This window comes from Paraburkholderia aspalathi (genome assembly GCF_905220735.1).
In the GTDB taxonomy this organism is placed as follows: Bacteria; Pseudomonadota; Gammaproteobacteria; order Burkholderiales; family Burkholderiaceae; genus Paraburkholderia; species Paraburkholderia aspalathi.
The window spans coordinates 180588-203157 of record NZ_CAJNBA010000004.1 but is presented as its reverse complement, the minus strand read 5'-3'; the positions used below and the strand labels follow the sequence as shown (position 1 = coordinate 203157).

The 22570-nt window shown below is 61.6% G+C and carries 23 protein-coding genes; 11 read left to right on the top strand and 12 right to left on the bottom strand.

Features of this window, described 5'->3' with window-relative positions; all coding sequences use genetic code 11:
* The first annotated feature begins 129 nt into the window (after positions 1 to 129).
* Together KHO30_RS23690 and KHO30_RS23685 are read left to right on the top strand one after the other, a co-directional pair.
* Positions 130 to 696 carry a chromate transporter gene (locus KHO30_RS23690; RefSeq protein WP_200618481.1) on the top strand — a complete coding sequence of 189 codons (567 nt, stop codon included), beginning with the start codon at positions 130 to 132 and terminating at the stop codon, positions 694 to 696.
* 2 nt (positions 697 to 698) lie between these two features.
* The gene (locus tag KHO30_RS23685) at positions 699 to 1271 is read left to right on the top strand and encodes a chromate transporter (RefSeq protein WP_211702527.1); all 573 of its coding nucleotides are present in this window, start codon (positions 699 to 701) and stop codon (positions 1269 to 1271) included.
* A 10-nt stretch (positions 1272 to 1281) separates the two neighbouring features.
* On the opposite strand, the gene KHO30_RS23680 is transcribed toward KHO30_RS23685, so the two are convergent.
* The 8 genes from KHO30_RS23680 to KHO30_RS23645 all read right to left on the bottom strand — a co-directional run bounded on the left by KHO30_RS23680 (position 1282) and on the right by KHO30_RS23645 (position 9297).
* On the bottom strand, positions 1282 to 2529 hold the full coding sequence (locus tag KHO30_RS23680) for an enolase C-terminal domain-like protein (protein ID WP_200618483.1): 1248 nt from the start codon (positions 2527 to 2529) through the stop codon (positions 1282 to 1284).
* A 115-nt stretch (positions 2530 to 2644) separates the two neighbouring features.
* Positions 2645 to 3937: an MFS transporter gene (locus tag KHO30_RS23675; protein ID WP_211702526.1), complete on the bottom strand. Its 1293-nt coding sequence runs from the start codon at positions 3935 to 3937 to the stop codon at positions 2645 to 2647.
* Between the two features lie 80 nt (positions 3938 to 4017).
* On the bottom strand, positions 4018 to 4785 hold the full coding sequence (locus KHO30_RS23670; RefSeq protein WP_211702525.1) for an SDR family oxidoreductase: 768 nt from the start codon (positions 4783 to 4785) through the stop codon (positions 4018 to 4020).
* Between the two features lie 90 nt (positions 4786 to 4875).
* Positions 4876 to 5595 (bottom strand): FadR/GntR family transcriptional regulator, encoded by a 720-nt coding sequence (locus tag KHO30_RS23665; protein WP_211702524.1) that lies wholly within the window; start codon positions 5593 to 5595, stop codon positions 4876 to 4878.
* Positions 5596 to 5825: 230 nt separating this feature from the next.
* Complete coding sequence (locus KHO30_RS23660; RefSeq protein WP_211702523.1) at positions 5826 to 6821, bottom strand: ABC transporter substrate-binding protein; 996 nt, start codon at positions 6819 to 6821, stop codon at positions 5826 to 5828.
* Between the two features lie 123 nt (positions 6822 to 6944).
* Positions 6945 to 7742 carry a BPSS1780 family membrane protein gene (locus KHO30_RS23655; RefSeq protein WP_211702522.1) on the bottom strand — a complete coding sequence of 266 codons (798 nt, stop codon included), beginning with the start codon at positions 7740 to 7742 and terminating at the stop codon, positions 6945 to 6947.
* A gap of 56 nt (positions 7743 to 7798) precedes the next feature.
* Positions 7799 to 8959 carry an HAAS signaling domain-containing protein gene (locus KHO30_RS23650; protein ID WP_211702521.1) on the bottom strand — a complete coding sequence of 387 codons (1161 nt, stop codon included), beginning with the start codon at positions 8957 to 8959 and terminating at the stop codon, positions 7799 to 7801.
* Positions 8956 to 9297, bottom strand: coding sequence for a PadR family transcriptional regulator (locus tag KHO30_RS23645; RefSeq protein WP_054039365.1), 342 nt, complete (start codon positions 9295 to 9297; stop codon positions 8956 to 8958). The genes KHO30_RS23650 and KHO30_RS23645 overlap by 4 nt, the downstream gene beginning before the upstream one ends.
* 298 nt (positions 9298 to 9595) lie before the next feature.
* On the opposite strand from KHO30_RS23645, the gene KHO30_RS23640 reads away from it, so the two are divergent.
* The 4 genes from KHO30_RS23640 (at position 9596) to KHO30_RS23625 (ending at position 13480) form a co-directional block, all read left to right on the top strand.
* The gene (locus tag KHO30_RS23640; RefSeq protein WP_093641390.1) at positions 9596 to 10954 is read left to right on the top strand and encodes an MFS transporter; all 1359 of its coding nucleotides are present in this window, start codon (positions 9596 to 9598) and stop codon (positions 10952 to 10954) included.
* Between the two features lie 9 nt (positions 10955 to 10963).
* Positions 10964 to 11617, top strand: coding sequence for an RraA family protein (locus tag KHO30_RS23635; RefSeq protein WP_211702520.1), 654 nt, complete (start codon positions 10964 to 10966; stop codon positions 11615 to 11617).
* Between the two features lie 137 nt (positions 11618 to 11754).
* The gene (locus tag KHO30_RS23630; protein WP_211702823.1) at positions 11755 to 12531 is read left to right on the top strand and encodes a class II aldolase/adducin family protein; all 777 of its coding nucleotides are present in this window, start codon (positions 11755 to 11757) and stop codon (positions 12529 to 12531) included.
* 22 nt (positions 12532 to 12553) lie between these two features.
* The gene (locus KHO30_RS23625; RefSeq protein ID WP_211702519.1) at positions 12554 to 13480 is read left to right on the top strand and encodes a 2-hydroxyacid dehydrogenase; all 927 of its coding nucleotides are present in this window, start codon (positions 12554 to 12556) and stop codon (positions 13478 to 13480) included.
* On the opposite strand, the gene KHO30_RS23620 is transcribed toward KHO30_RS23625, so the two are convergent.
* On the bottom strand, positions 13477 to 14442 hold the full coding sequence (locus KHO30_RS23620) for a LysR family transcriptional regulator (protein ID WP_244864116.1): 966 nt from the start codon (positions 14440 to 14442) through the stop codon (positions 13477 to 13479). The genes KHO30_RS23625 and KHO30_RS23620 overlap by 4 nt on opposite strands.
* Before the next feature lie 141 nt (positions 14443 to 14583).
* Here KHO30_RS23620 and KHO30_RS23615 point away from each other — a divergent pair, with 141 nt between their 5' ends.
* From KHO30_RS23615 to KHO30_RS23600, 4 genes are all read left to right on the top strand, one after another.
* The gene (locus tag KHO30_RS23615) at positions 14584 to 15816 is read left to right on the top strand and encodes a Zn-dependent hydrolase (RefSeq protein WP_211702518.1); all 1233 of its coding nucleotides are present in this window, start codon (positions 14584 to 14586) and stop codon (positions 15814 to 15816) included.
* Complete coding sequence (locus KHO30_RS23610; RefSeq protein WP_211702517.1) at positions 15813 to 16715, top strand: HpcH/HpaI aldolase/citrate lyase family protein; 903 nt, start codon at positions 15813 to 15815, stop codon at positions 16713 to 16715. The genes KHO30_RS23615 and KHO30_RS23610 overlap by 4 nt, the downstream gene beginning before the upstream one ends.
* Positions 16716 to 16837: 122 nt before the next feature.
* Complete coding sequence (locus tag KHO30_RS23605; RefSeq protein ID WP_211702516.1) at positions 16838 to 18148, top strand: MFS transporter; 1311 nt, start codon at positions 16838 to 16840, stop codon at positions 18146 to 18148.
* Positions 18149 to 18334: 186 nt separating this feature from the next.
* Positions 18335 to 18628, top strand: coding sequence for a DUF1330 domain-containing protein (locus KHO30_RS23600; RefSeq protein ID WP_054039434.1), 294 nt, complete (start codon positions 18335 to 18337; stop codon positions 18626 to 18628).
* Positions 18629 to 18650: 22 nt separating this feature from the next.
* On the opposite strand, the gene KHO30_RS23595 is transcribed toward KHO30_RS23600, so the two are convergent.
* Entirely contained in the window at positions 18651 to 19052 is a 402-nt protein-coding gene (locus tag KHO30_RS23595) for a DUF302 domain-containing protein (protein WP_093641408.1), read from the bottom strand.
* A 104-nt stretch (positions 19053 to 19156) separates the two neighbouring features.
* On the opposite strand from KHO30_RS23595, the gene KHO30_RS23590 reads away from it, so the two are divergent.
* Complete coding sequence (locus KHO30_RS23590; protein ID WP_211702515.1) at positions 19157 to 19879, top strand: phosphonate utilization associated transcriptional regulator; 723 nt, start codon at positions 19157 to 19159, stop codon at positions 19877 to 19879.
* Positions 19880 to 19939: 60 nt separating this feature from the next.
* On the opposite strand, the gene KHO30_RS23585 is transcribed toward KHO30_RS23590, so the two are convergent.
* Positions 19940 to 21328, bottom strand: a complete 1389-nt coding sequence (locus KHO30_RS23585) for an FAD-dependent oxidoreductase (protein WP_211702514.1) — start codon at positions 21326 to 21328, stop codon at positions 19940 to 19942.
* 106 nt (positions 21329 to 21434) lie between these two features.
* On the bottom strand, positions 21435 to 22565 hold the full coding sequence (locus tag KHO30_RS23580; RefSeq protein WP_211702513.1) for a 2-aminoethylphosphonate--pyruvate transaminase: 1131 nt from the start codon (positions 22563 to 22565) through the stop codon (positions 21435 to 21437).
* Positions 22566 to 22570: the final 5 nt, after the last annotated feature.

The following is a 22570-nucleotide window of genomic DNA, read 5'->3' as shown; positions in this document are numbered from 1 at the left end:
GACCATCAGTTTAAAAACGACCGGGGAAAGAACATCCGGTTGATATAATTTTCCAGTCGCATATGAACGGGCACGCTCTTCAGGAGCAAATATTTCACCCGTCATACATCAATCTGACTGGAAGACTCGATGTCCCAACAAATTGCCAACACGAGTCGACCTCCCACCCTCACCGGGCTCTTCCTTATATTCAGCCGTATTGGGCTCACCAGCTTCGGCGGCGGCCTGAGCGGCTGGCTCCTGCGTGAATTCGTCCAGGATCGCGACTGGATCAGTGAAGAAGACTTTTTGAATGGCCTGGCCATTTCGCAAGCGCTGCCGGGCATCAACGTCAAAAACATGGCGATCTGGATCGGCCACCGTCTGCTCGGCTGGCGCGGCGCGCTGCTAGCGGTTGCCGGCATCATCATCCCGCCCGCCATTTTCATCATTGTTCTCGGCACGGTTCTCGGCCATCTACTGCAGTTCCCGATCGCTCACATCCTGCTTGCGGGCGCGGCAGCCGCGGCCACCGGCCTGTCGTTGTCGATGGGCGTGACAACCGCGCGCCGGGTGCCACGCAGGCTCCTGCCGCTGCTGTTCCTCGCGGGTACCTTCGTCGCGGTCGGCATATTGCGCCTGCCGCTGGTGTGGGTCGTGATCGGCGCGGGAGGCCTGAGCGTGCTGGTCGAGTACATCAAACTGCGCAAAGCCTGACCATGTCGAATCGCGTTCTTCTACAGCTTGCGGCTGTTTTCGCGCCCCTGTCACTGGTGACGATAGGCGGTGGCCAGGCCATCATCGCCGATATCCAACGGCAGGTTGTCGACGTGCATGGATGGCTGACGCATGCGCAGTTTGGTGTCGACTTTGCCATTTCGCGTATGGCGCCTGGCCCCGGGTCGCTGCTGGCCACCTTGATCGGCTGGCAGATTGCCGGGTTCTGGGGCGCTGTGGTGACCACGCTGGCATTGCTCGCCCCGACCGGCATTCTGATCTATGGCGTGACCCACGTCTGGACCCGTTATAAGGGCGCGGCGTGGCAACTGGCGCTCGAACGTGGGCTGCGCCCCGTCGCCTCCGGGATGATTCTCGCCGCGGGATGGGTTCTGTTGAAATCGCTCGACGGCGGCCATCCGGCGCAAGCGATTGCCCTCATGTCAGTGGGGACGCTGCTTGGCACGCGAATCAACCCGCTGCTTCTGTTGCTCTGTGGCGCGTTGATGTTGCTCGGTATGTCCGAGCTTGGCGCCAGCCTTCCGTCCTTGCTTCAAGTTCACATGGCGAGCTAGTGCAATTCCGTCACGGCGTCTGCAGCGTGCCGTCCTTCAACCGAGTTTGCGTCCACGTCGTCACGGTGTTTTCGCACGGGTATTTCGCGGCCTCGGTTTCGTCGATGTCCACGCCCAGGCCCGGTTTGTCATTGGCATAAACGTGTCCGTTCCTGAATTCCGGCAGCCCCGGGAAGACATCGAGCAAGGCCTCTCGAGGACCCTTAAGGTCCTGAATCACGAAGTTCGGCGGCTCGGTTCCCGACCACTCCTGCACGCCGAAATTGCGCGCGGAGAGATCGATATGGATGTTCGCCGCATGCGCTAACGGCGACATATCGCCCGGACCGTGCCATGCGGTCCTCACTCCGAACTGCTCGGCAAATATCTGCAGCTTGCGTCCCGCCGTGATGCCGCCGATCTGGCTGAGATGCACACGGATGAAGTCGATCAGACGCTCGGTGATCAGAAACCGCCATTCGTACGGGTTGTTGAACAGCTCGCCTTGTGCCAATGGCGTAGTCGTTTTGGCGCGTAGCTGACGCATCCATTCGCCTTCCTCGAGCGCAATCGCGTCTTCGAGAAAGAACAGTTCGTACTGTTCCAGCTCGCAAGCAAAACGGATCGCCTCCACCGGCTTCAGACGTTCATGCACGTCATGGCACAACTCCACGTCGAAACCGATCTTGCTGCGAATGCCGTCGAACAGCTTGAGCGTCTCCCGCATGTACTTTCTGCTGTCGAGATACACGCCATCCGCGGCGCCTTCGGGTGCACTCGCTGGCGCCTTGCCGAAGCTACCTCCGCCATAGCCGCCGCTCTGGCAACGAATATGCGTGATGCCCTGCTCGCGATACTTCTGGATGTTCTCGCACAACTCGTTCAAATCACGACCGTCCGCATGGCGATAGATCGGTACGCCTTCGCGGCACTTACCGCCGAACAGCTGATAGAGGGGCATGTTCGCCAGCTTGCCCTTGATGTCCCACAGCGCCATATCCACACCGGAGATTGCGTTGTTCTCGATCGCACCATTGCGCCAGTACGCGTTCTGATGCATCAGTTGCCACAGTTCCTCGATCGCCTCGGCGTCACGGCCGATCAGCAACGGCCGCAGATATTCCTCGATGAGGCACTTCACCGCCACGTGCCGGTAGGCGAATGTCGCGCATCCGAGACCGACCAGACCGGACTGATTAGTCTCGATCTTGACGACGATCAGGTTGATGCCTTCCGGCGCGGTCAGGATGACCTTTACATCGGTAATCAGGGTTGCCATGTTCTGTCTGCCAAAATCGAATCAATCAAACGAAGTCGAATTGCGCGCTTCTTCGCCAAAACGTGACGTCCGAGGTGTGGGGAAACACGGACCTGCACGAGAGATTCCCCGGGCGTTACGTACGATGCAGCGACAACGAAGCATCACGCTTGGCGTGCTCGTCGGCATTCGCGGGCACGGTCATCATCAGGATCACCGAAAGCAGCAGGCCGGTCGCCATGAAAATGTACGAAGCCGCCGGGCTGCCGGTCGCGCCGTTCAGATAGCCCACCACCCACGAACCGAGGAACGCCCCCAGCGCGCCGCATGCGTTGATGAGACCGATCGCGCCGCCCAGCACGTTGCTCGGAATCAGTTCCGGCACGAGTGCGAAGAACGGGCCGTACGGCGCGTACATCGCTGCACCTGCAACGACCAGCAGCGCGAACGAGATCCAGAAATGCGAGCCGCCGATCAGATAGGAAGCGACGAACGCAATGGTCCCGACGAGCAGTAGCGGCCAGACGAACAGCTTGCGATTGCGCGTCTTGTCCGAGAGCCACGACGCGAGCAGCATCAGGATGATTGCGGCGAAATAGGGCACCGCGGCGAGCCAGCCGACCGAGACGATGTCGATCGTCGAGGCGGCTTTGAGAATCGACGGCAGCCACATGATGAAGCCGTACACGCCGATGCTCCACAGCGCATGTATCGCGCAAAACTTCATCACAATCGACGAACGGAACGCCGCCTTGTAGTTGCGCACCGGCGCGATATGGGCCTGCTCGGCCTTCAGGCGCGCATCGAGTTCAGTCTTTTCGGCGTCGCTCATCCAGGGGGCGTCGGCCGGACGGTCTTTCACCGTGAACCACCAGACCACCGCCCATGCGATGGCGGGCATGCCCTCGAGGACAAACATCTCGCGCCAGCCGAAGCTGCGAACCAGATAACCCGACACCACCGACATCCACAGCACCGTCACCGGATTGCCGAGAATCAGGAAAGTATTGGCGCGCGAGCGTTCGCTACGCGTGAACCACCGGCTGATGTACATCAGCATCGACGGCATCACGGCCGCCTCCACGACGCCGAGCGTGAAGCGCAGCACCATCAACATCGGAATATTGCTGACCATGCCGGTCGCCGCCGCGCACAGCCCCCACAGAATCAGGCTGAAGAAAATCAGTTTCTTGACGCTGTTGCGCTGTGCGTAAATCGCACCGGGCACCTGAAACAGGCAGTAGCCGAGAAAGAACAGCGAGCCGATCAGCGACGAGGTGCCGTGCGTGATGCCGAGATCCTTGTCGATTCCGGCCGCGGCGGCGAAGCCGTAGTTCGCGCGGTCGAGATAGGCGAGGCTATACGTGATGAAGATGATGGGCATCAGATACCACCATCTTTGAGTTGCTACGGGTTTGACGCTTTCCATGATGTCTCCGGATCAGTGCGGCGCATGAACGACCTGGCGCGATTGGCTGTTTGTTTTGCTCTACCCGCGCGAACCTGCATTTAAAGAACGGCTAGCCAGCCACCATCGACGTAGATGATCTGGCCGTTCACATAGCTCGACGCCGGTGAGGCCAGATATACCGCCGTACCGACGAGTTCCTCCGGCTTGCCCCAGCGTTGCGAGGGATTGCTGCTCTTGACCCATGCGTCGAAAGCGGCGTTCTGGATCAGCGGCTTGTTCATGTCCGTCAGGATGTAACCCGGGCCGATCGCGTTCGCCTGAATGTCCGAGGCCGCCCACTCGGCGCTCATGGCGCGGGTCAGCATCTTGATGCCGCCCTTCGCCGCCGTATAGGCGCCGACCGTCGCGCGCCCGGCTTCGCTCGTGAGCGAGCCGATGTTGATGATCTTGCCGCCCGTGCCGCGCGCGATCATGCGGCGTGCAGCCTGCTTCGCGACGATGAAGGCGCTCGTCAGATTCGTGTCGATTACGCGCTGCCAGTCGCTCAGTTCGAGGTCGACGAGCGGCTTGCGAAACTGGATGCCGGCGTTGTTGACAACGATATCGACTGGCACGCCGTCCTTGTCCCACTGCGCGAATGCTTCGGCAACGGCGCTTTCGTCGGTCACATCGAAGGCGCGGCCTTGCGCATTGAAACCCTTGTCGCGCAGTCGGGCGACCGCTTCGGCCACCGTGTCGGCGCGCGTGCCGTTCAGGATGACGTTCGCACCGGCGGCCGCCAGTCCCTCGGCAAGCGCGAATCCGATGCCGCGCGCCGAGCCGGTAACGAGTGCCGTGCGGCCGCTCAGATCGAATAGCTGTGTCATGCGTATGTCCTCTCGATGTTCAGAAACGAGGCGCGAGTGCGCCCCTCGCGATCCCGACGAGGGTCGCGATGAAATGGGTTGCGGCGATTGCTATGTGGGTTGATCGTTGGCGGTCTGGTCTAGCGCAGCGCGGTCCTCGAAGTCCTGCTCGGCGCGCCTGATGAGCGTGAGTACGGCCTCTTCCGCCGCCACGGGGTCGCCCTTCTCGATCGCGACGCACAGTGCCTCGTGCATCGGCAGCGAACGGGCCGGACCGCCGGCGATTTCAGAGCTGAGTTCGAAACTGGTGCGCAGGATCGCCGACAGCGCGTTCTGCATTTGCTGGACGAACTGGTTGTGGCAGGCAGTGAGGATGGCGCCGTGAAACGCCAGGTCGGCGGGAACGTACTCGCCGTGGCCGGCGACCGCGCGTTCCATTGCCTTGAAAGCGCGCCGGACCGCGAGGCGGTCTTCGTCAGTCGCGCGTTTCGCGGCGAGCCTGGCCGCGTTCGGCTCGATGATCAGTCGCAGTTCCATCAGGTCTTCGATGAGGCCGGGCTCGACGGAGCTTGCACGCGCGCGCCACATGATCACGTCCGGATCGAACAACTGCCATTGCGCACGCGGCAGCACGACCGTGCCGTAGCGGCGGCGCACCTGCAGCATGCCCTTGGCGGAGAGCGACTTCATCGTCTCGCGGATGGTGATGCGGCTCACCTGCATCTGCTCGGCAAGCACCGGCTCGGCGGGAAGAATGTCACCGGGCATGAATTTGCCTGAACAAATCTGTTCGCCCATCTGATTCAGGACCTGCCTGTGCAAAGTCGCCACGATTTGCTCTCTATGTCATACGTATGATGTAGAAAGATAGGCGCGACGAGGCCGCGTGGCAATTCGGGTTCACCCGGAGTGCGGGTTGGAAGGGGGTGTCGGGGTGCAGGGAATTGCCGGCGTGGAAGGGGTTGCCGGGGATGGCAGGCGCCGCCGGAGATGGAAGACGCCGGGCGAACGCGCTCCGCTGGGCGCGGAGCAGCGCGCCGTGAGGCGCGCCACCGTTCGCGTCAAACCTTCGCGATATGCGTCTCGGCAATCGCGCGGACATCGATGCGGCGCGGCAAGATAGCGTCGCGATCCGCGCTATCAGCAACCTTCTGGAGCGCGGCGATATCCGCCTCGGTCACGAAGTGTTGTTTCAATGCCGCGCGCTGCGTGATCTGCTTCGCGGCGTCGAGCGGCGAGCGCGTCAAGGTCGAGTAGATCTGCGCGTAGGCATCAGGGTTCGCAAGCGCCCAATCACCCGCACGTTGCAGCCGAAGCAGAACGTCCGCGATAGCCCCGCGTTTGCGTGTATCCGCAAGCGCAGCGCCCGATGCCGTGATAAAGCCGAGACCGCTATTGATCCCAGAACCGTCACGCAAAATACGCGCGCCACGTTGAACAGCGATACCGTAGTACGGATCGAACGTCGCCCACACGTCGATCGATCCGGACGCGAACGCAGCAAACGCATCGACCGGCAGGATGAACCGGACCTTGACGTCGTCCTTCGAAAGTCCGGCTTCGGCGAGCGCACCGTACAGCTGGAATTGCGAAATGCTGCCGCGCGCCGACGACACGAACACGGTGCGTCCCTTCAGATCCGCCACCGTACGAATCGGTGAATTGGGCGCAACCAGAATACCGAGTTGCGCGCCCGAACCCACACGCGTCGCGACGATCTTCAAGGTCGGATCGCCGACAGCCGCGGCAAGCACAGGCAGGTCGCCCGCGGGGGCAAGATCGACGGCGCCCGCGCGTTGCGCCTCGAACAGTGGCGCGGCACCCTGGAAGTTGGCCCAGCGAAATGCGTACGGCGTGCCGTCGAGTACCTTGGCGGCTTCGGCGAGCGCTCGTGTGCCGCCGGCCTGGTCGCCCAGCACGATCGTGGTCGATGCCAGATCGGCGCCCTGCACGTTGAGTGAATGAAACGCGCCGGTTGCGGCAAGCGCCGGCACCGCGCCGAGCAGCTTCAGCGTGCGCCGCCGCGTGGGAAAAGACGTAGAAACAGAAGCGGCCATATGCCCTCGCTTGCAATATTTCTGCAAGCGTAGCGATCAGGACGCTTCGTGAGAATGATTCAATTCCGATATCGATATTTCGACCGGGCAGCTATCTTTTTCACCCCGGCGCGAGCCTGTCACCTACGACTTCTCAAATATGCCGCGATACGCGCCGTACATCGACAGAACGATCAGTGCGCTGACCAGCGGTGTCACCAGCAAGCCGCGCAAAAGAAGCGGCGCGAAGGTGGCAAGCCACACGTCGACGGCGATGGCGATGCCGAACACCAAAGCGACGCGCCAGTTACGCGCCACGGCACGCAGGCTTGCCGCCATCGCGTTCAGGGGCGCAACGTTGTTCAAAACAACCAGCGCCGGCGCGAACCATACGAGCGATGCCGCAAGCGCATAGGCCAGCATATTGAGCACCGGCTCCAGCGCATTGCCCGTGCCGTTATGTGCACCGTAGACGATCGTCAGATCATGCACGCCATTCGGTGCAACAGAGGTCTTCATCGACACATGAAACGCCACAAACGCGATCAGGTGCCCCGCATAGGCAACGGCAGCGCCGCATTGCCCGATCATGATCAACGCATTGCGATGCACGTTGACGGCTTCGATCGTCTCGCGGATCGACCAAGGGCGCGCATTGCTCGCACGCTCCTGCATCAGCACCAAACCAGCAGCGAGAACCGGCCCGACGAGCACCGCCAGCACGCGCAACGGCGGCGCCAGTTCAAACAGCGTGACGAAATCGGCGCAGCCGAGAATCGCCACGAGCCACAACACCGGATTCGCGCGAGCGATACGAACCCCTTCTGCGAGCCAGCCGGCAACATTCTCGACGCTGACCACGCGACCATCTGGATAGCGCAGCCCCGAAGCAGGTTGCCGGTGTGCCGGGACTGCCGTACCGCCTGAATAATGCATGTTCATGACCGTTTCCTTTTCATCGAATGAGGATAGAGACGTCAGTCAACCTGCGCCGCACTTCAGGCGGATTGCCCTTCGTCGAGTCGAGCAGTAATCAGATCGAGTTGCCGCTGAACATAGCGGACCAAAGCGCGCCATGTGATGCGCGTCAACCACAAACACAGCCATAAACCGACGATGCCCGCAACCAGCATCGCAAATCCGTAAATCATTGCGCCGATGCCCGAGCCATGCGGCCCGACGATCACGACGTTGTCCGAACCGTCCTTGATCGAAATGTGGTCGCGATCGATCACGACCGAATCCGAGCCGCTGTTGACCGCCAGACGCTTGCCGCTGCCGTCCGCGCCCTGCACGAAGGACACGTGGTCGCCGTGGTTCCTGATGTCCCACGCCAGCGCCTTCGCACCGGTTCCGATGCGCGCGACCGATACCTTGTCTCCTTCGCCATCCTTAAGATCGAGCGCTACGATGTCGGTGGCTGCGATCGACCATGTGCCGTCGGGGTCGACCTTGAATAGATCGCGCGCGCCGCCAACGGAATTGATCTTGAGTTTGCCGTCGTCGTTCTTGATGTCGATCGGACCGGCCAGCGTCACAACCGAAATCCGCGTGGCTGCATCCGGCCGCAACACGAAACGGTCGCCGTCCACCCGGAACACCTTCATATTGGCGGTTGCGAGGCGCGGGTCGCCCTGTTTGGGGGCGTCATCCGCGTCGTCGTCATCATCGTCGTCGTTTCCGTTGGCGCTCGCCTGCTGACCCGTTTTCACGTCACTGCTCTCGAAGGTGAACGGCACCGAATTGAACGCCGGCCACCCGAACAGATGATGACTTCCGAGCGCGACCACCGTCACGAGCCCGGCAATCGTCAGCGCGCCTGAAACCGCGTAGCCGATCGTCAGCATCAGCAGATAGAACATGAACGGAATCAGCAGGAACAATTGCAGCAGACCAAGCCCCGCGATCGACACGACCACCCGCATCAGGTTGCCGAACGAACGCCGCGTTTCCCACTGACGGAAATTCGCCTGCGCCTTCAGTTCGCGTGCGAGCTTGACCGGGTCGCCGAGCGCTGCAACCACTTCAGCCTCACTGCGGCCCGCTGCGAGTGCATCACCGAAGTACTCGCGATAGTCGGCGACGATTTCGTCGACCACCTGCTTCGGCAAACTCCGCAGTTCGTGGCGCAATTGCTGGATGAATGCGTCCTGCGTCATTGCTTTTCCCCTGTTCCTGAGGGCGTACGGGACAAGGCCAGCACACCGTTGACTTCATCGACAAAACTGCGCCATTCGCTTTGCATTTCCGCCAGACTGTTGCGGCCCGCCGCCGTCAGCGAGTAGTACTTGCGCGGCGGCCCTGAACTGGATTCCACGAAGTACGTCGACACCCACGCCTCGGCCTGCAGCCGGCGCATCAGCGGGTAGATCGTGCCCTCGCTGATCTCCATGGTTTCGGAGAGCGTCGAGACGAGCTCGTACGCATAGCTGTCGCCGCCGGCGAGGACAGCTAACACGCACATATCGAGCGTTCCCTTCTTGAGCTGCGTTTTCATTCAATTCCATTACATTAGTGTGCATAGCACGGTACCTTGCTATGCACTGGTGCCGAACACACCGATCCGCGAGATGACGAACGAACTCTAGCACCCAGTATTGTTTAATGCAAGGTACTGTTTTATGCACAGGACGTCTTCGCTCACCGGAGCGGCCGTCCGATCATTCGCTCCATTAATACAAAGGATTAGAAATGAGACTTTTACTTATTGTTTTTGGCTTCCGATAAAGGCACCAGGCCATGCGCGCAATGGCTGCGTTCATCCACTGAAACCGCCATGCCCCAAGGAGAAACCCATGACGTCCTATCGCCCCGCGGACACGCCAGCGCCACTGCCAGGAGATGGCACCCCGGCCAACATGAAAAAGATCGCGGTGGCGAGTGTGATCGGTACGACCGTCGAATGGTATGACCTGTTCGTTTTCGCCACCGCGTCGGCACTCGTCTTCAACAAGGTGTTCTTTCCCGGCTTTGTCCCGTTGGTCGGCACCTTGCTGGCGTTCGGCACGTTCGCCTCCGCCTACCTCGCGCGCATTGTCGGCGCTGCGCTGTTCGGCCATTTCGGCGACCGCCTCGGACGCAAGGCGATGCTGCTGGTCTCCCTCATCATCATGGGCATCGCGACGTTCTCAATTGGGCTGCTGCCGAACTACGCGTCGATTGGCATCTGGGCACCCATTCTGCTGCTCACCTTGCGCGTCATTCAGGGACTCGCGCTCGGCGGCGAATGGGGCGGCGCCGTGCTGATGGCGGTGGAACACGCGCCGGCCGGCAAGCGTGGACTGTATGGCTCGTGGGTGCAGATCGGCGTGCCTGCCGGTACCCTGATCGCCAATCTGGCGTTTCTGGTCTGCAACGCCACGCTGTCAAACGACGCACTGCTCTCCTGGGGTTGGCGCATTCCGTTCCTTGCGAGCGCGTTGCTCGTAGGGGTCGGGCTTTATATCCGTCTGAACACATCGGAAACCCCGTCGTTCCGCAAGATCAAGGAAGCTGACGCGCAGGTCAAGCTGCCGATCGCCGAAGTCCTCACCCGATACTGGAAGCAGGTTCTGCTCGGCGGCATCGCGACGATGTCGACGGGCACCTCGTTCAACCTGATCGTCGCTTTCGGGTTGACCTACGGAACGCAGACGCTGGGCTTCTCACGTAACGCGATGCTTTCCATCGCGCTGATTGCCTGCGCGCTTTGCATCGTGTTGTTGCCAGCCTTCGGCAAGCTATCCGACGTCGTGGGCCGCAAGCCGGTGATCATCGGCGGCATCGTCGCCGAAGCCCTGCTCGCTTTTCCGCTTTTCTGGCTGCTGGATACGCGCGAGTTTCCGTTCGCGCTGCTCGGCTATCTGCTGATGATGACCGCCTTCGCCGCAAACTATGGACCCATCGCCACCTTCCTCGCGGAGTTGTTCGGCACCGAGGTTCGCTACTCCGGCTTGTCGGTAAGCTATATGTTGTCCGGGCTGCTCGGCAGTGCGGCCACGCCGATTGTCACCACCGCGCTGTTGTCCGCTACAGGCCGCGGTTCGTCGGTGGCGTGGTACATGATGGGCTCGGCTGCTGTTTCGGTACTCGCACTCGTGTTGCTCGCGGAGACGCTTCGCCGCGATATCTCGTCTGCGGCGCGCACCAATGCCGCCACCGCGAGCCTTTCGTGAAGGCCTGAAATGAAAACGGAAAATGCCGCTCTGATGCAAGCCACGCCAGACTCATCCTTACTGCGCAGCCTCGAATCCGTCAGCTTCCCGACACTAGGGCACTTTATGGAAGACGGCTTCGCGGACCATCGTCTTCGAGCGATGGTCCCCAACGTGAAGGTGATCGGACGCGCGGTAACGCTCAAGCTGCTGTCGCCCGACGCCATTCCCGTGAATCGCGCCCTCTCGCAACTCCAGCCCGGCGACGTGCTGGTGATCGACATGAGCGGTAACCATATGCATGCACCGGTCGGAGCGGTTACGGCATGTGCCGCGCTCAACGCCGGCGTGAGGGGTGTTATCGTCGATGGCGTAGTGACCGATCTCATCGAACTACGCAGCACGGGGTTGCCGGTGTTCGCGCGCGGAACGTCGTTGCTCACGACCAAAAAGCGCGACACGATGTCGAGCCTGTTTAACGAGCCGGTGATATGCGGCGGGGTCGTGGTGCGCCCAGGCGACATCGTGCTGGCCGACGACAACGGTGTACTGTTCGCTGAAGCACCGACCCTCGCCGCCGTGATCGATCTGGCGCGGGCTTCCGACCGCGCGGAGCCCGCGATACTGGCTCGCCTCAACGCCAAAGCGCCGCTTCACGAGGTCCTGCAGTGCGTCATGGCGTAAAGTATTCGCGCGGCTAATAATCTGCATTAGAACAATGAAGTTGACGGACACTGACGCGCTGACGAACACTACGCGCACTACAGCACGTGAGAACCTGGGAGTCTTTTGAAATGCAATCCACGCCCACATCCGATCGCATGAGCGACAAACCGGCGCCGATCGGTACCGAACAGCAGGTACGGGAGGAACTGGCGGCGCTCTACCGGCTGGCCGCTCACTTCCGCATGACCGACATGATCGACACGCACATCACGGCGCGCCTGCCCAGCTCGCCGGGCGAGCCGCCGGCCTTTCTGATCAATCGCTATGGCGTGCTGTTTCACGAGATGCGCGCGTCGGACCTCGTGAAGATCGATCATCTCGGCAATGTCATCGATGAGCGGGCGCACAACGACCCCGCTCTGTTTCGTGTGAACGCCGCGGGATTCACGATTCATTCGGCCATCCACGCAGCACGCGACGATCTGCATTTCGTAATCCATACGCACACTGCCGCCGGAACAGCCGTATCGGCCCAGGAACAAGGGCTGCTGCCGATCAGTCAGCATGCGCTGAAGTTCTACGGCAAGCTCGCTTACCACGATTACGAAGGCATCGCGCTCGAACTCGGCGAGCGTGAGCGTCTGGTGCGCGACCTCGGTTCCTGCAAGGCGATGATCCTGCGCAACCATGGCTTGCTTGCGGCAGGCGCCACGGCAGCCGAAGCGTTCCACGAGATCTATTTCCTCGAGCGGGCCTGTCAGGCGCAAATCCAGGCGCTGGCCGGTGGCAGCGCGCTGCGCATCCCGCCGCGCGAAGTGTGCGAGTTGACCGCGAGCCAGTTCGCTCGCGACGACTCCGCGGGAATTTCCGAGTTGGCGTGGCGCGCGGCGTTACGGTTGATCGACGACCCGAAATCCGACTACCGCAACTAGGCCCGTTCTACGATTCGATGCAATGACCAAATTAGTTCTGATGAGCCGTGACTTCGACATGTCACACCTGGTGCAGCCGATTCTGCGCGCCGCCCCTGAATTCGATGTCGTGATGCACGGCGAGCGGTCCAGCGGCGATGCTGACATCGCCGTGTGCTGGAACCCGCCGGCCGGCGCATTGGCAGCGCTGCCGAAATTGCGGCTCGTGCATAGCATCGCTGCGGGCGTGGACAACATTCTGTCCGATCCTGCCCTGCCCGCCGTGCCGCTGTGCCGAGTCGTCGATCCGCAACACGCACGCGGAATGAGCGAATTCGTCACGTGGGGGGTGCTGCACTTTCATCGTCAACTCGACCGCGTGCTCGCCAATCAGCGTCTTAGCCGCTGGTTCCGCGACGATCAGCGCGATGCTTCCGAATGCGCCGTCGGCATCATGGGATTGGGAGAAATCGGCAGCCGCGTCGCGACGGATTTGCAGCGCTTCGGCTTTGCGGTGCGCGGTTGGGCGCGCAAGCCCCGCGAACTGCCGGGCGTGACGACCTTCGCCGGTCCGCAGGAATTCAAGCCATTCCTTCAGGGGACGGACATCCTCGTGTGTCTCTTGCCGCTCACGCACGAAACCCGCTGGATTCTCAATGCGAATACGTTCGAGCACCTACGGCCTGGCGCGAAACTGATTCACGTTGGTCGTGGCGAACATCTGGTGCCTGCGGACCTGATCGCGGCACTGACGAGCGGGCAGATTGGCGGTGCAATCGTCGACGTGTTTCCGACCGAGCCGTTACCCCCCGAAGATCATTTATGGCGCGCACCCAATCTGATCGTGACACCGCATATGGCGTCGGTGGCAAGCTCGGACACGATCGCCACGCAAGTGGCGCACAACGCGCGCAGGCTGATCCGCGGCGAACCGCTGCACAACGTGGTGGACGTCACCCGCGGCTACTAAGCGCGAGGCTCGAGGCCGGCACCATCCGCCTGACCGTCGATGAACACATTCAGCGCGTCGATAAACGCAGCCTCAGCGGCGCTCAGCTTACGGTCCTGTGACCACAGCATATAGATATCGAGGTCAGCCACGCCTTCATCCGGCGGCAGCCGCTGAAGGCGGCCTTGAGCGATATCGTCGCGCACGACGTGTTCCGGCAGGCAGCCGATGCCGAAGCCCGCAAAAATGAAGCGCCTCACCTCGGTCATGCTCGACGATGAGCCGACCACGCGCCCCGTGAAGCCCATCTCATCGCGAAAGAATGTGAGCGGCGACAGGTGATCGCCTACTTTGTCGCCGGTGAAGGAGACGAACTTCTCGCCGGCGAGATCGGCGACCCGAAGATCGTCGCGCCCAAAGAGCGGATGATGACGTCCGCAGAAAAGTGCATACCGTTGACGCAGAAACACGCGGCTGTCGACTCGTTTGGGTAAGGCGCGCCGCGGCGTCAGTCCGAGTGTTGCGGACTTTTGCTGGAGGCTGTTCACCACATCGGCGCTGCGCATTTCCTGGCTTTCGAGCTCGATACGCGGATACGTGCGATGGAACTCCGCGAGAAACGTGTCGTAGGCCGGAAAATCGATTCCGCTGACGGTACTCACGCGCACCATGCCGGAGATATCGTGTTCGCGATCCACCTCGGCCAGCGACAGCCGCGAGATCGTGCCGTACACGTCTTCGGCAATCTGCTTCACTTCGATACCGGCCTGCGTGACCTCGATACGCGGACCGTGGCGATCCACGAGGCGCAGCCCCAACTGATCTTCCAGCCGGCGCAACGCCTGGCTCACGGCAGGCTGCGTCAGATGCAGTTTCGTCGCCGCGCGACTCACGCTGCCTTCTTTCGCAATGGCAAGAAAAGTACGCAGCAGGTTCCAGTCAAGGCGGTCGTTCAGATAAGTGTCCGGGCGGTCTTTGCTCACGATGAGCCTCACTGGTTTCATCATCCGCCAAAATTATACTTAGGATTAGAATTAGAAATTAGACTTATCATTTTTGATTACGGATAAAGGCATCACGACGAACCCGACGCGGTCAGTACGCCGCGACTTCAGGAGTGTGTGATGCTAAAGATCAATGGTGAGCGGCTCTGGACGAGCCTGATGAACATGGCCGCTGTGGGCGCCACGGCAGGCGGTGGCGTGCGGCGCCTCGCATTGACCGAACAGGACGCGGCAGGCCGGGCGCTTTTCTCGCAGTGGTGTGTCGACGCGGGGCTGACGTTATCCGTCGACCAGGTCGGCAATCTTTTTGCGCGACGCGCCGGCAAACGGAACGACGCCGCGCCCGTAGCAAGCGGGAGCCACCTCGACACCCAGCCCGAGGGCGGCCGCTTCGACGGGGTCTATGGCGTGCTCGCCGCGCTCGAAGTCGTCCGCACGCTGAACGATGCGAACATTCAAACCGACAAGCCCATCGAAATCGTCGTGTGGACCAACGAGGAAGGCGCGCGCTTCACGCCGGCCATGCTCGGTTCAGCAGCCTTCACAGGCGTCATGCCGCTCGCCCAGGCGTTGAACACGTGCGACGCAGCAGGGACATCGGTCGAGCAGGCATTGCAAGCGACAGGCTATGCCGGCACGCGCGCCGTGCCCGGCATCGTCTTCGACGCCTACTTCGAAGCACATATCGAACAGGGTCCGGTGCTCGAGGAAAGCGGCGTGCCGATCGGCGTCGTCACGGGCGGCCAGGCGATTCGCTGGCTCGATGTGCGCGTGCGTGGGCAGGCCGCGCACGCAGGCACGACGCCGATGCAGTACCGCCGCGATGCGCTATTCGCGAGCGCGGAAATGGCGGCGGAACTGGAGAGCATCGCGGCAGATTTCTTTCCGCAGGGTCTCGCCACCATCGGCGAACTGCACATACGCAACGCATCGCGCAATACGATCGCGGCGGACCTGTCGTTCACGGTGGATCTGCGCCACCCCGACGATGCGATGATCGAAAAAATGGAAGCCGCGCTGCGTGAGCGCTTCGATGCCATCGCCAGAAGACGTCGCCTGACTGTCGAGGTGGGGCAGCATTGGGTCAGTCCTGCTACGCCGTTCGATCCTCACTGCATTGCTGCCGTGAGCAATGCGGTCGAGACGCTGGACTATCCACATCAACGTATCGTCAGCGGTGCCGGACATGACGCGATCCATCTCGCGAAACACTGTCCGACCGCGATGATTTTCATCCCCTGCGTCGATGGCCTGAGCCATAACGAAGCCGAAGACGCTTTGCCGGCAGACGTCACGCGTGGCACGGATGTGCTGCTTCACGCGATGCTGGCCCGCGCTGGGCAGGCCGTATGAACGCGCATCAAACGCCTCGTCCACCCGGCATCCGGCGCACATGGCTCTTTGTACCCGGCAACCATGCCGAAGCCCACGCGGTCGCGCTGCAAAGCGGTGCAGATGCAATCGTCGCCGATCTCGAAGAGATGACTTCGCCGCAAGACCGGCCGCAGGCACGCGAGCGCATCGTCACGCTATTGCGCGAGGCGGCTCGCGCCGGCACGGTCGGCTCGGTACGGATCAACAAACTGGAGCATGACGGCCATGCCGATCTCGAAGGCGTCATGTCCGGCACCCCACGGGCGATTTTTCTGCCACACGCGGAGAGCGCGGCTCAACTGGCCGCGCTCGACGATGCGCTGGCCGTCATCGAGCGCAAGCTGGGCATTCCGGCGGGCTCGACGGAGGTGGTTCCAGTTATCGAATCCGCAAAGGGTCTGGTCAATCTGGGAGCGCTACTTCAGGTGGGTGCACGGATGAAGTGCTGCATGCTGGCGGTCGAAGACCTGGCGGCGAATCTCGGCGCGCGCCGCACGCCGGGCGGTCACGAACTGCTTTACGCACGCAGCCGCTTTCTGATCGAGTGTATTGCCGCCGGCTGCGTGCCGATCGATCTTCCTTGTACGTACCGGTCGGCGCAGGTGCTTGGGCAGGACCTGGACCTCTCCACGCAACTCGGATTCGCATCGAAGAGCGTCGTGTTTCCCGAACACGTGCCCGCGATTCACCGCGCGCTGACGCCGTCGGCGGAAGACGTGCAGGCAGCGCGCGCGCTCGTCGACGCACACGCAGCACAGCAGGCGAACCCACCCTCTGCTGGATCAGTATGGATCGACTATCCGGAGCGCAACAACGCGCAACGGTTGATCGCGCGTGACGCGCTGCTCCGCGCCGTTGAGGAAAGCGGCAACGCATAAGCGGGCCAAGCATTAGCCGCTTTGATACTGAAGATTAAAAATCCGAATTTGGCGGGCGTATTTCGGCGACCGATAAAGACAGCGGTCAAGCCAACGCCGCGCGTTCAACAACAGGATTCCCCATGTCCCCTTCTGAACAGACTCATCAGCCCGTGCGCGCCGCCACCGCGGCTTTTATCGGCACAGCTGTCGAGTTTTACGACTACTACACCTATGCGACGGCCGCCGCGCTCGTGCTCGGCGAGGTGTTCTTCCCGAGCAGCAATCATTTCCTTAGCACGATGGCTTCGTTCGGCACGTTCTTTGTGGGCTTCATTGCACGCCCATTGAGCGGCGCGGTGTTCGGGCATCTCGGCGACAAGCTCGGCCGCAAGAAGATGCTGCTGCTGACCATGTTCCTGATGGGGATCGCCACCACCGGCATCGGCCTGCTGCCCGGCTATGCCAGCATCGGCATCTGGGCGCCGATCTCACTCGTGCTGTTGCGGATTCTCCAGGGTATCGCCGTGGGCGGCGAATGGGGCGGCGCGGTACTGATGGCGAGCGAGCACGCGCCAACCGGCCGCAAGACGTTCTTCGCGTCCTTTCCGCAGATGGGCAGCCCGGCCGGGCTGATTCTTTCGCTCGTATCGTTCAGGCTCGTCACTTCGCTCGATCACGCAAGCTTTGTTGCCTGGGGTTGGCGCCTGCCGTTTCTGGCCAGCTTCGTGCTGCTGTTGATCGGCATGGCGATCCGTCTCGGTGTTAAGGAGTCGCCCGAGTTCGAGCAGCTTCGCAAGAATCGCGAGGTGCTGAAGTCGCCCGTCAAGGAAGTGCTGCGCACCGCATGGTATCCGATCGTCATGGCGGCGATGGCCACGACAATCGGCTCCGCCGGGTTCTTCTTCACCAATACGTTCATGATTTCGTATGTCACCGGATATCTCGGCATGTCGAAATCGTTCATTCTCGATTGCCTGTTTGTGGTCACGCTGATCCAGTTGGCGTCCCAGCCGGTTTCGGCGCTGTTGGCTCAACGGTTTGGAGAGACCCGCTTTCTTACCTTCGCCGCCCTGCTATCCATGCTCACGCCTTACCCGATGTTTCTGCTCGTTCAGACGCAGAATCCCGTCGCGATCGTGGCGGGTATCTCGCTTGCGGTGGTGGTGCTGTCCGCTGTCTATGCGGTCATCGCCGGTTTCATGACGCCGGCATTTCCCACGCAGGTCCGGTACTCCGGCATTTCGATCGCCTATCAGCTGTGCGCGACGATCGCCGGTGGGACGACGCCTTTGATCGGCACGGCGCTCGCGCAGAACTACAAGGGTGAGTGGCTGCCGCTGGCGATTTTCTTCAGCGTGCTTTCGGCGGTGTCGCTGGTTGGAATCGTGGGGCTCGGACGTTATCGCAAGGGGATGCGCGCGGAGGGATCTGCGGCGGTGCTTGCTAATTAAGGCTGGCCGGGGGTGATCGGGGGAAACTATGTCGATTGGTAATTGCGGCGGCGCGGATGGACGCAAACCGGCCGAACACGTGCGCGCCCGTGAAGCGCACGCGGGAATGCTCGAAGTGACATAATTCCCGCGTCGTTGCTTTGCAACGCGACCACTACTTTCACGCCGCAAAACCAGGAGATTCACATGAGCAAGGGATATTGGGTGACCGCATACCGCGCGACGAAAGACCCGTCGAAACTGGCCGCGTATGCACAACTGGCAGCGCCCGCGGTAGCAGCCGCCGGCGGCAAATTTATCGTGCGCGGCGTCGCCGAAGAAGCACACGAGCAAGGTTTGAAAGAGCGGACCGTCGTGATCGAGTTTCCGACCTACGAGCAGGCCGTTGCCGCCTATGAGAGCGACGCCTACAAGAAAGCGCTTGAAGCACTGGGCGACGGTGTCGAACGCGATCTGCGTATCGTTCGCGGCGCCGAGTAACGACGCGAAACGATGCGTGCGCTCAGCCGGCCGCGGCGGCCTGCACGAGCGCGCCGATGCCGTCGATAGCTTTCATCAACTCTGCAGGCGCACCATGCCGCGCCTGCAGATAGCTCGTTGCGTTATACGAGAGCCACACCCTGCCATCGCCGTCCTGCCACACCAGCACCTTGAGAGGCAGATCGAGCGCCACGCTCGGCACGGCCTGCATCAGCGGCGTCCCCGCCCGCGGATTACCGAACACAAGCAACTGTGACGGCGGCATCGCAAGCCCCGCGCGCTGTGCATCCGCCGCGAAATCGATGCGCGCGAACAGGATGATGTTTTTCGCTTCGATCAGTGAGGCAAGCGCGTCGGCGGCTTGGTCGACCGTGCGCTGCGTGGGTACGGTGACGATGCCGTTGTCGGCTGCGAGACTGGACATGGATTTCTCCGCGTGTTGACGATTGTTGACAATAGACAAGCTGGCAGGCTATGGTCAAAGAAGCCCACGGTCTGTTATCCCATCCTTTGTTCTAATCGCCGATCATGACCACGTCAACCACGTCTAGCGCCATCGAACTGCTGCAGCGGCATTCCCTTGCGACGCTAGTGCAGGAAATGCTCGAACGCAGCATCGTCTCGGGGGAATTCGCCCCGGGAGAGAAATTGAACGAAGTCGAAGTCTCCACGCGATTAAATGTGTCTCGCGGGCCACTGCGCGAGGCGTTCCGCGCATTGGAACAGGCAGGTTTGCTGAAAACGGAGAAAAACCGCGGCGTCACGGTGCGCGCGCTGTCGTTACGCGAGGCCGAAGAAATCTATGAAGTTCGCGCCATGCTGGACGAATCGGTCGCCCGCTCGTTGGCCAATCGAATGACGCCTGAAACGCTCGCCACGCTCAAAGGCATCATTACGTCGATGAAAGCGGCGAAGAAGGATCACGATCTCACGCGCTACACGGCATTGAACGTCCAGTTGCACGATGCGATGGTGACGGGCGTCGGCAACCAGCACCTGATCGAAACCTATCGGCATCTCGTTCGCCAGCTTGGTTTGCTGCGTCAGGCCGCGATCGAATCGGAAAAGAGCGCGCTGGCGACGTCGGTGACGGAACACGAGAAAATCGTCAACGCGCTCGCCAAGGGCGATACGGAAAGCGCCGTCGCGCTCGTGCGCGAACACGTCGCGCATGGCCTCGCGAGAATGCGGCGTGCCCACGAGCACTGGGCGGCGTCTGCCGGTAATGGCGGCAACACAGGCAACGCCTGAAGCAGGGCCGGACCGCTGAGTACGCGGCCCCGAGCTCAGCGCAGCGGGGCCGTCATTACACTAGGCTTTATCCGACTTCCCAGCCGCATTGGCGAGCTTGCTGAGCAAGCGATCGACCAGCCAAGGCTGCCGGTCTTCGTCTTCCGCGCGCTCCTTGCGCCGAATCGCGTCGCGCACGGTAATCGAACCCACGTACCGGATCGGCTCGGGTGGGAAATAGCCCAACGGTCCCTTCGTCAACGGACTGCGCGTCCATTCGTTGTCGAGTTCGAGCAACAGCGATGACAGAATCTGCCCACCCATATAGGTCGGTCCAACGCCGTTGCCTGAATAACCAAAGCCATAGAGCACGTTCGGCGCGTCGTCGAGTCTGCCGAAAAACGGAAAGCCCGTGACCGAGCGATCCGACGGACCGTTCCAGCTCGCAGTGACCGGCACATCGCGCAACGCGGGGAAGAAATCGTGCAGGCTGCGCGTCAGATCCGCTTCATACGGGGAGCGCTGATCGAACACGGGCGCGATCCGGCCTCGCCAGGCAAAGGTATTGCCGCCCTTGCCGAGCATCAGACGACCATCCGCCGTGCTGCGATAGTAGTAAACGAAGATGCGCGAGTCGAGCACCGACACGCCGTCTTTCAAGCCGATTTGTTGCAGCAACTCCGGACATTTCTCGGTGACGATCATGTCGCTGGAAACGACAGCAAGCGTGCGTTCGAACTGCTTGAAGCGGCTCGCCATCCACGCATTGATCGCGAGCACCAGTTTGGGCGCCGTGACGCTGCCAGCCGGCGTGCGCACGGTTACGCGATCGCCTGACGTGAAGTCGAGCATCGGCGTACGTTCATAAATACGAATGCCCATTTCAATCGCGACACGCCGCAATCCGCGCACAAGCTTGCCCGGATGCACCGTTGCCGCGACCGGCGAATACACGCCGCCGAGATTACGCGCCGAACCGGAGCGGCTCGCCACTTCGCCCGGTGCGAGATGTTGATACGAATTGATGCCGTGTTCACTCAGTGCTGCGATCACCGGATCGAGCAGGCCGAATTGCGCACGTGATGTCGCCGTGTAGAGCGTGCCGTCGAGCCGAAGCTCGGCATCGATCGCGTGCTCGACACAGAAATCGCGAATCCGTCCCACGGCCGCTTCGGACGCTTTCACCAACCGGATCGCTTCGGCCTCGCCAAACAGACGCCGCAGCGTGAAGAACTTCGTCGACCATGTCAGCAGGCAGCCACCATTGCGGCCGCTCGCGCCCGCGCCGCACAGATCGCTCTCGATGATCACGATGTCGAGATCAGGTTTCTTCTGCTTCGCCTGGATGGCGGTCCACAAACCGGTGAAACCACCACCCACGATGCAGACATCGGCCGTCGTCGCACCTTGCAGTGCGGGCGCCAGTGAACCATCGGCGAAGAGTGCTTGTTCAATCCAGAACGGACGCATGAATTGCTCACATTGATACAACGGTTTAACGCCACGCGGCGAAAGGAAAGACTTCTCCCCGCGCCAACGGAAAGAAGCCTTTGCGCGTGGACATGCTCAGGCCAACTCAGGCTAACGCTTTCGCCGACACCTGCCTGATTCCCATGGCCTTCAGCGTATCGGCGATCGCGGCGACCGCGCCGGGGATGCCACTATCGCCAAAGTGCCCGATACAGCCGACACGGAATGTTTCCACCTGGGTCAGCTTTCCCGGATACAGGATGTAGCCGCGCTTTTTCACTTCGGTATAGAACGTCTTGAAGTCGTAGTTGGGATCATCGGGCGCATGGAACGTGACGATGATCGGCGCCTGAATCGCAGGGTCGAGAAAGGTGCGAAAACCGAGCGCGGCCATGCCTTCGATCAACGCGCGGCAATTCCTCGCATAGCGCGCGCCGCGCGCTTCCAGACCGCCCTCTTCAACGTATTGCGCGATCGCCTGATCGAGTGCCGCGACGACGTGGGTGGGCGGCGTGAAACGCCACTGCGTCGTGCGGCTCATGTAGATCCATTGATCGTACAGATCCATGGCGAGCGAGGGGCTGTTGCCCTCGCATTGCTCCAGCGTGCTGCGGCGGATGATCACGAAGCCCATGCCCGGCACGCCTTCAAGACATTTCCCGGAGGCGGCCACGACTGCGTCGAACGGTGTTTGGCGCGCGTCGATGTCGATGGCGCCGAATGAGCTCATCGCGTCGATGATCAGACTGCGTCCGTGCTTTGCGACAACCATGGCAATCTCATGTAGCGGGTTGAGCACCCCGGCACCGGTTTCGCAATGCACGAGCGCGACGTGCGTGATGCTCGGATCAGCCGCTAGCGCACGATCGACGTCAGCCGCTTTGACCTGCGTGTCTTCGGGATAGTCGAGCGTCTGGTGACGACGGCCGAGTGCCCGGCAAATCTTCGCGATGCGCTGGCAATACGCGCCGTTGTTCGGTATCAGCACATGTCCATCGCGCGGCACCAGCGTGCCAATTGCCGCCTCGACCGAGAACGTGCCGCTGCCTTGCAAGGGCACGCATTCATGGGTGTCTTCGCCATGCACGATGCGCAGCGTCTGCTGGCGGACACGAGCGGTGATCTGATTGAAATCGCCGTCCCACGATCCCCAGTCGCGCAGCATCGCCTGACGCGTGCGGTCTGAGGTCGTGAGCGGACCGGGGGTGAGCAGAATGGGCTGGGAAGGCAGGTTCACAGTAG

Bases quoted from the DNA above. Each gene is read 5' to 3' on its own strand.
- KHO30_RS23610 (WP_211702517.1), top strand. From the start codon at position 15,813: ATGAACGCGCATCAAACGCCTCGTCCACCCGGCATCCGGCGCACATGG.
- KHO30_RS23670 (WP_211702525.1), bottom strand. From the start codon at position 4,785: ATGACACAGCTATTCGATCTGAGCGGCCGCACGGCACTCGTTACCGGC.
- KHO30_RS23660 (WP_211702523.1), bottom strand. From the start codon at position 6,821: ATGGCCGCTTCTGTTTCTACGTCTTTTCCCACGCGGCGGCGCACGCTG.
- KHO30_RS23675 (WP_211702526.1), bottom strand. From the start codon at position 3,937: ATGGAAAGCGTCAAACCCGTAGCAACTCAAAGATGGTGGTATCTGATG.
- KHO30_RS23650 (WP_211702521.1), bottom strand. From the start codon at position 8,959: ATGACGCAGGACGCATTCATCCAGCAATTGCGCCACGAACTGCGGAGT.
- KHO30_RS23625 (WP_211702519.1), top strand. From the start codon at position 12,554: ATGACCAAATTAGTTCTGATGAGCCGTGACTTCGACATGTCACACCTG.
- KHO30_RS23630 (WP_211702823.1), top strand. From the start codon at position 11,755: ATGAGCGACAAACCGGCGCCGATCGGTACCGAACAGCAGGTACGGGAG.
- KHO30_RS23640 (WP_093641390.1), top strand. From the start codon at position 9,596: ATGACGTCCTATCGCCCCGCGGACACGCCAGCGCCACTGCCAGGAGAT.
- KHO30_RS23690 (WP_200618481.1), top strand. From the start codon at position 130: ATGTCCCAACAAATTGCCAACACGAGTCGACCTCCCACCCTCACCGGG.
- KHO30_RS23605 (WP_211702516.1), top strand. From the start codon at position 16,838: ATGTCCCCTTCTGAACAGACTCATCAGCCCGTGCGCGCCGCCACCGCG.
- KHO30_RS23600 (WP_054039434.1), top strand. From the start codon at position 18,335: ATGAGCAAGGGATATTGGGTGACCGCATACCGCGCGACGAAAGACCCG.
- KHO30_RS23615 (WP_211702518.1), top strand. From the start codon at position 14,584: ATGCTAAAGATCAATGGTGAGCGGCTCTGGACGAGCCTGATGAACATG.
- KHO30_RS23655 (WP_211702522.1), bottom strand. From the start codon at position 7,742: ATGAACATGCATTATTCAGGCGGTACGGCAGTCCCGGCACACCGGCAA.
- KHO30_RS23685 (WP_211702527.1), top strand. From the start codon at position 699: ATGTCGAATCGCGTTCTTCTACAGCTTGCGGCTGTTTTCGCGCCCCTG.
- KHO30_RS23680 (WP_200618483.1), bottom strand. From the start codon at position 2,529: ATGGCAACCCTGATTACCGATGTAAAGGTCATCCTGACCGCGCCGGAA.
- KHO30_RS23590 (WP_211702515.1), top strand. From the start codon at position 19,157: ATGACCACGTCAACCACGTCTAGCGCCATCGAACTGCTGCAGCGGCAT.
- KHO30_RS23635 (WP_211702520.1), top strand. From the start codon at position 10,964: ATGAAAACGGAAAATGCCGCTCTGATGCAAGCCACGCCAGACTCATCC.
- KHO30_RS23595 (WP_093641408.1), bottom strand. From the start codon at position 19,052: ATGTCCAGTCTCGCAGCCGACAACGGCATCGTCACCGTACCCACGCAG.
- KHO30_RS23585 (WP_211702514.1), bottom strand. From the start codon at position 21,328: ATGCGTCCGTTCTGGATTGAACAAGCACTCTTCGCCGATGGTTCACTG.
- KHO30_RS23645 (WP_054039365.1), bottom strand. From the start codon at position 9,297: ATGAAAACGCAGCTCAAGAAGGGAACGCTCGATATGTGCGTGTTAGCT.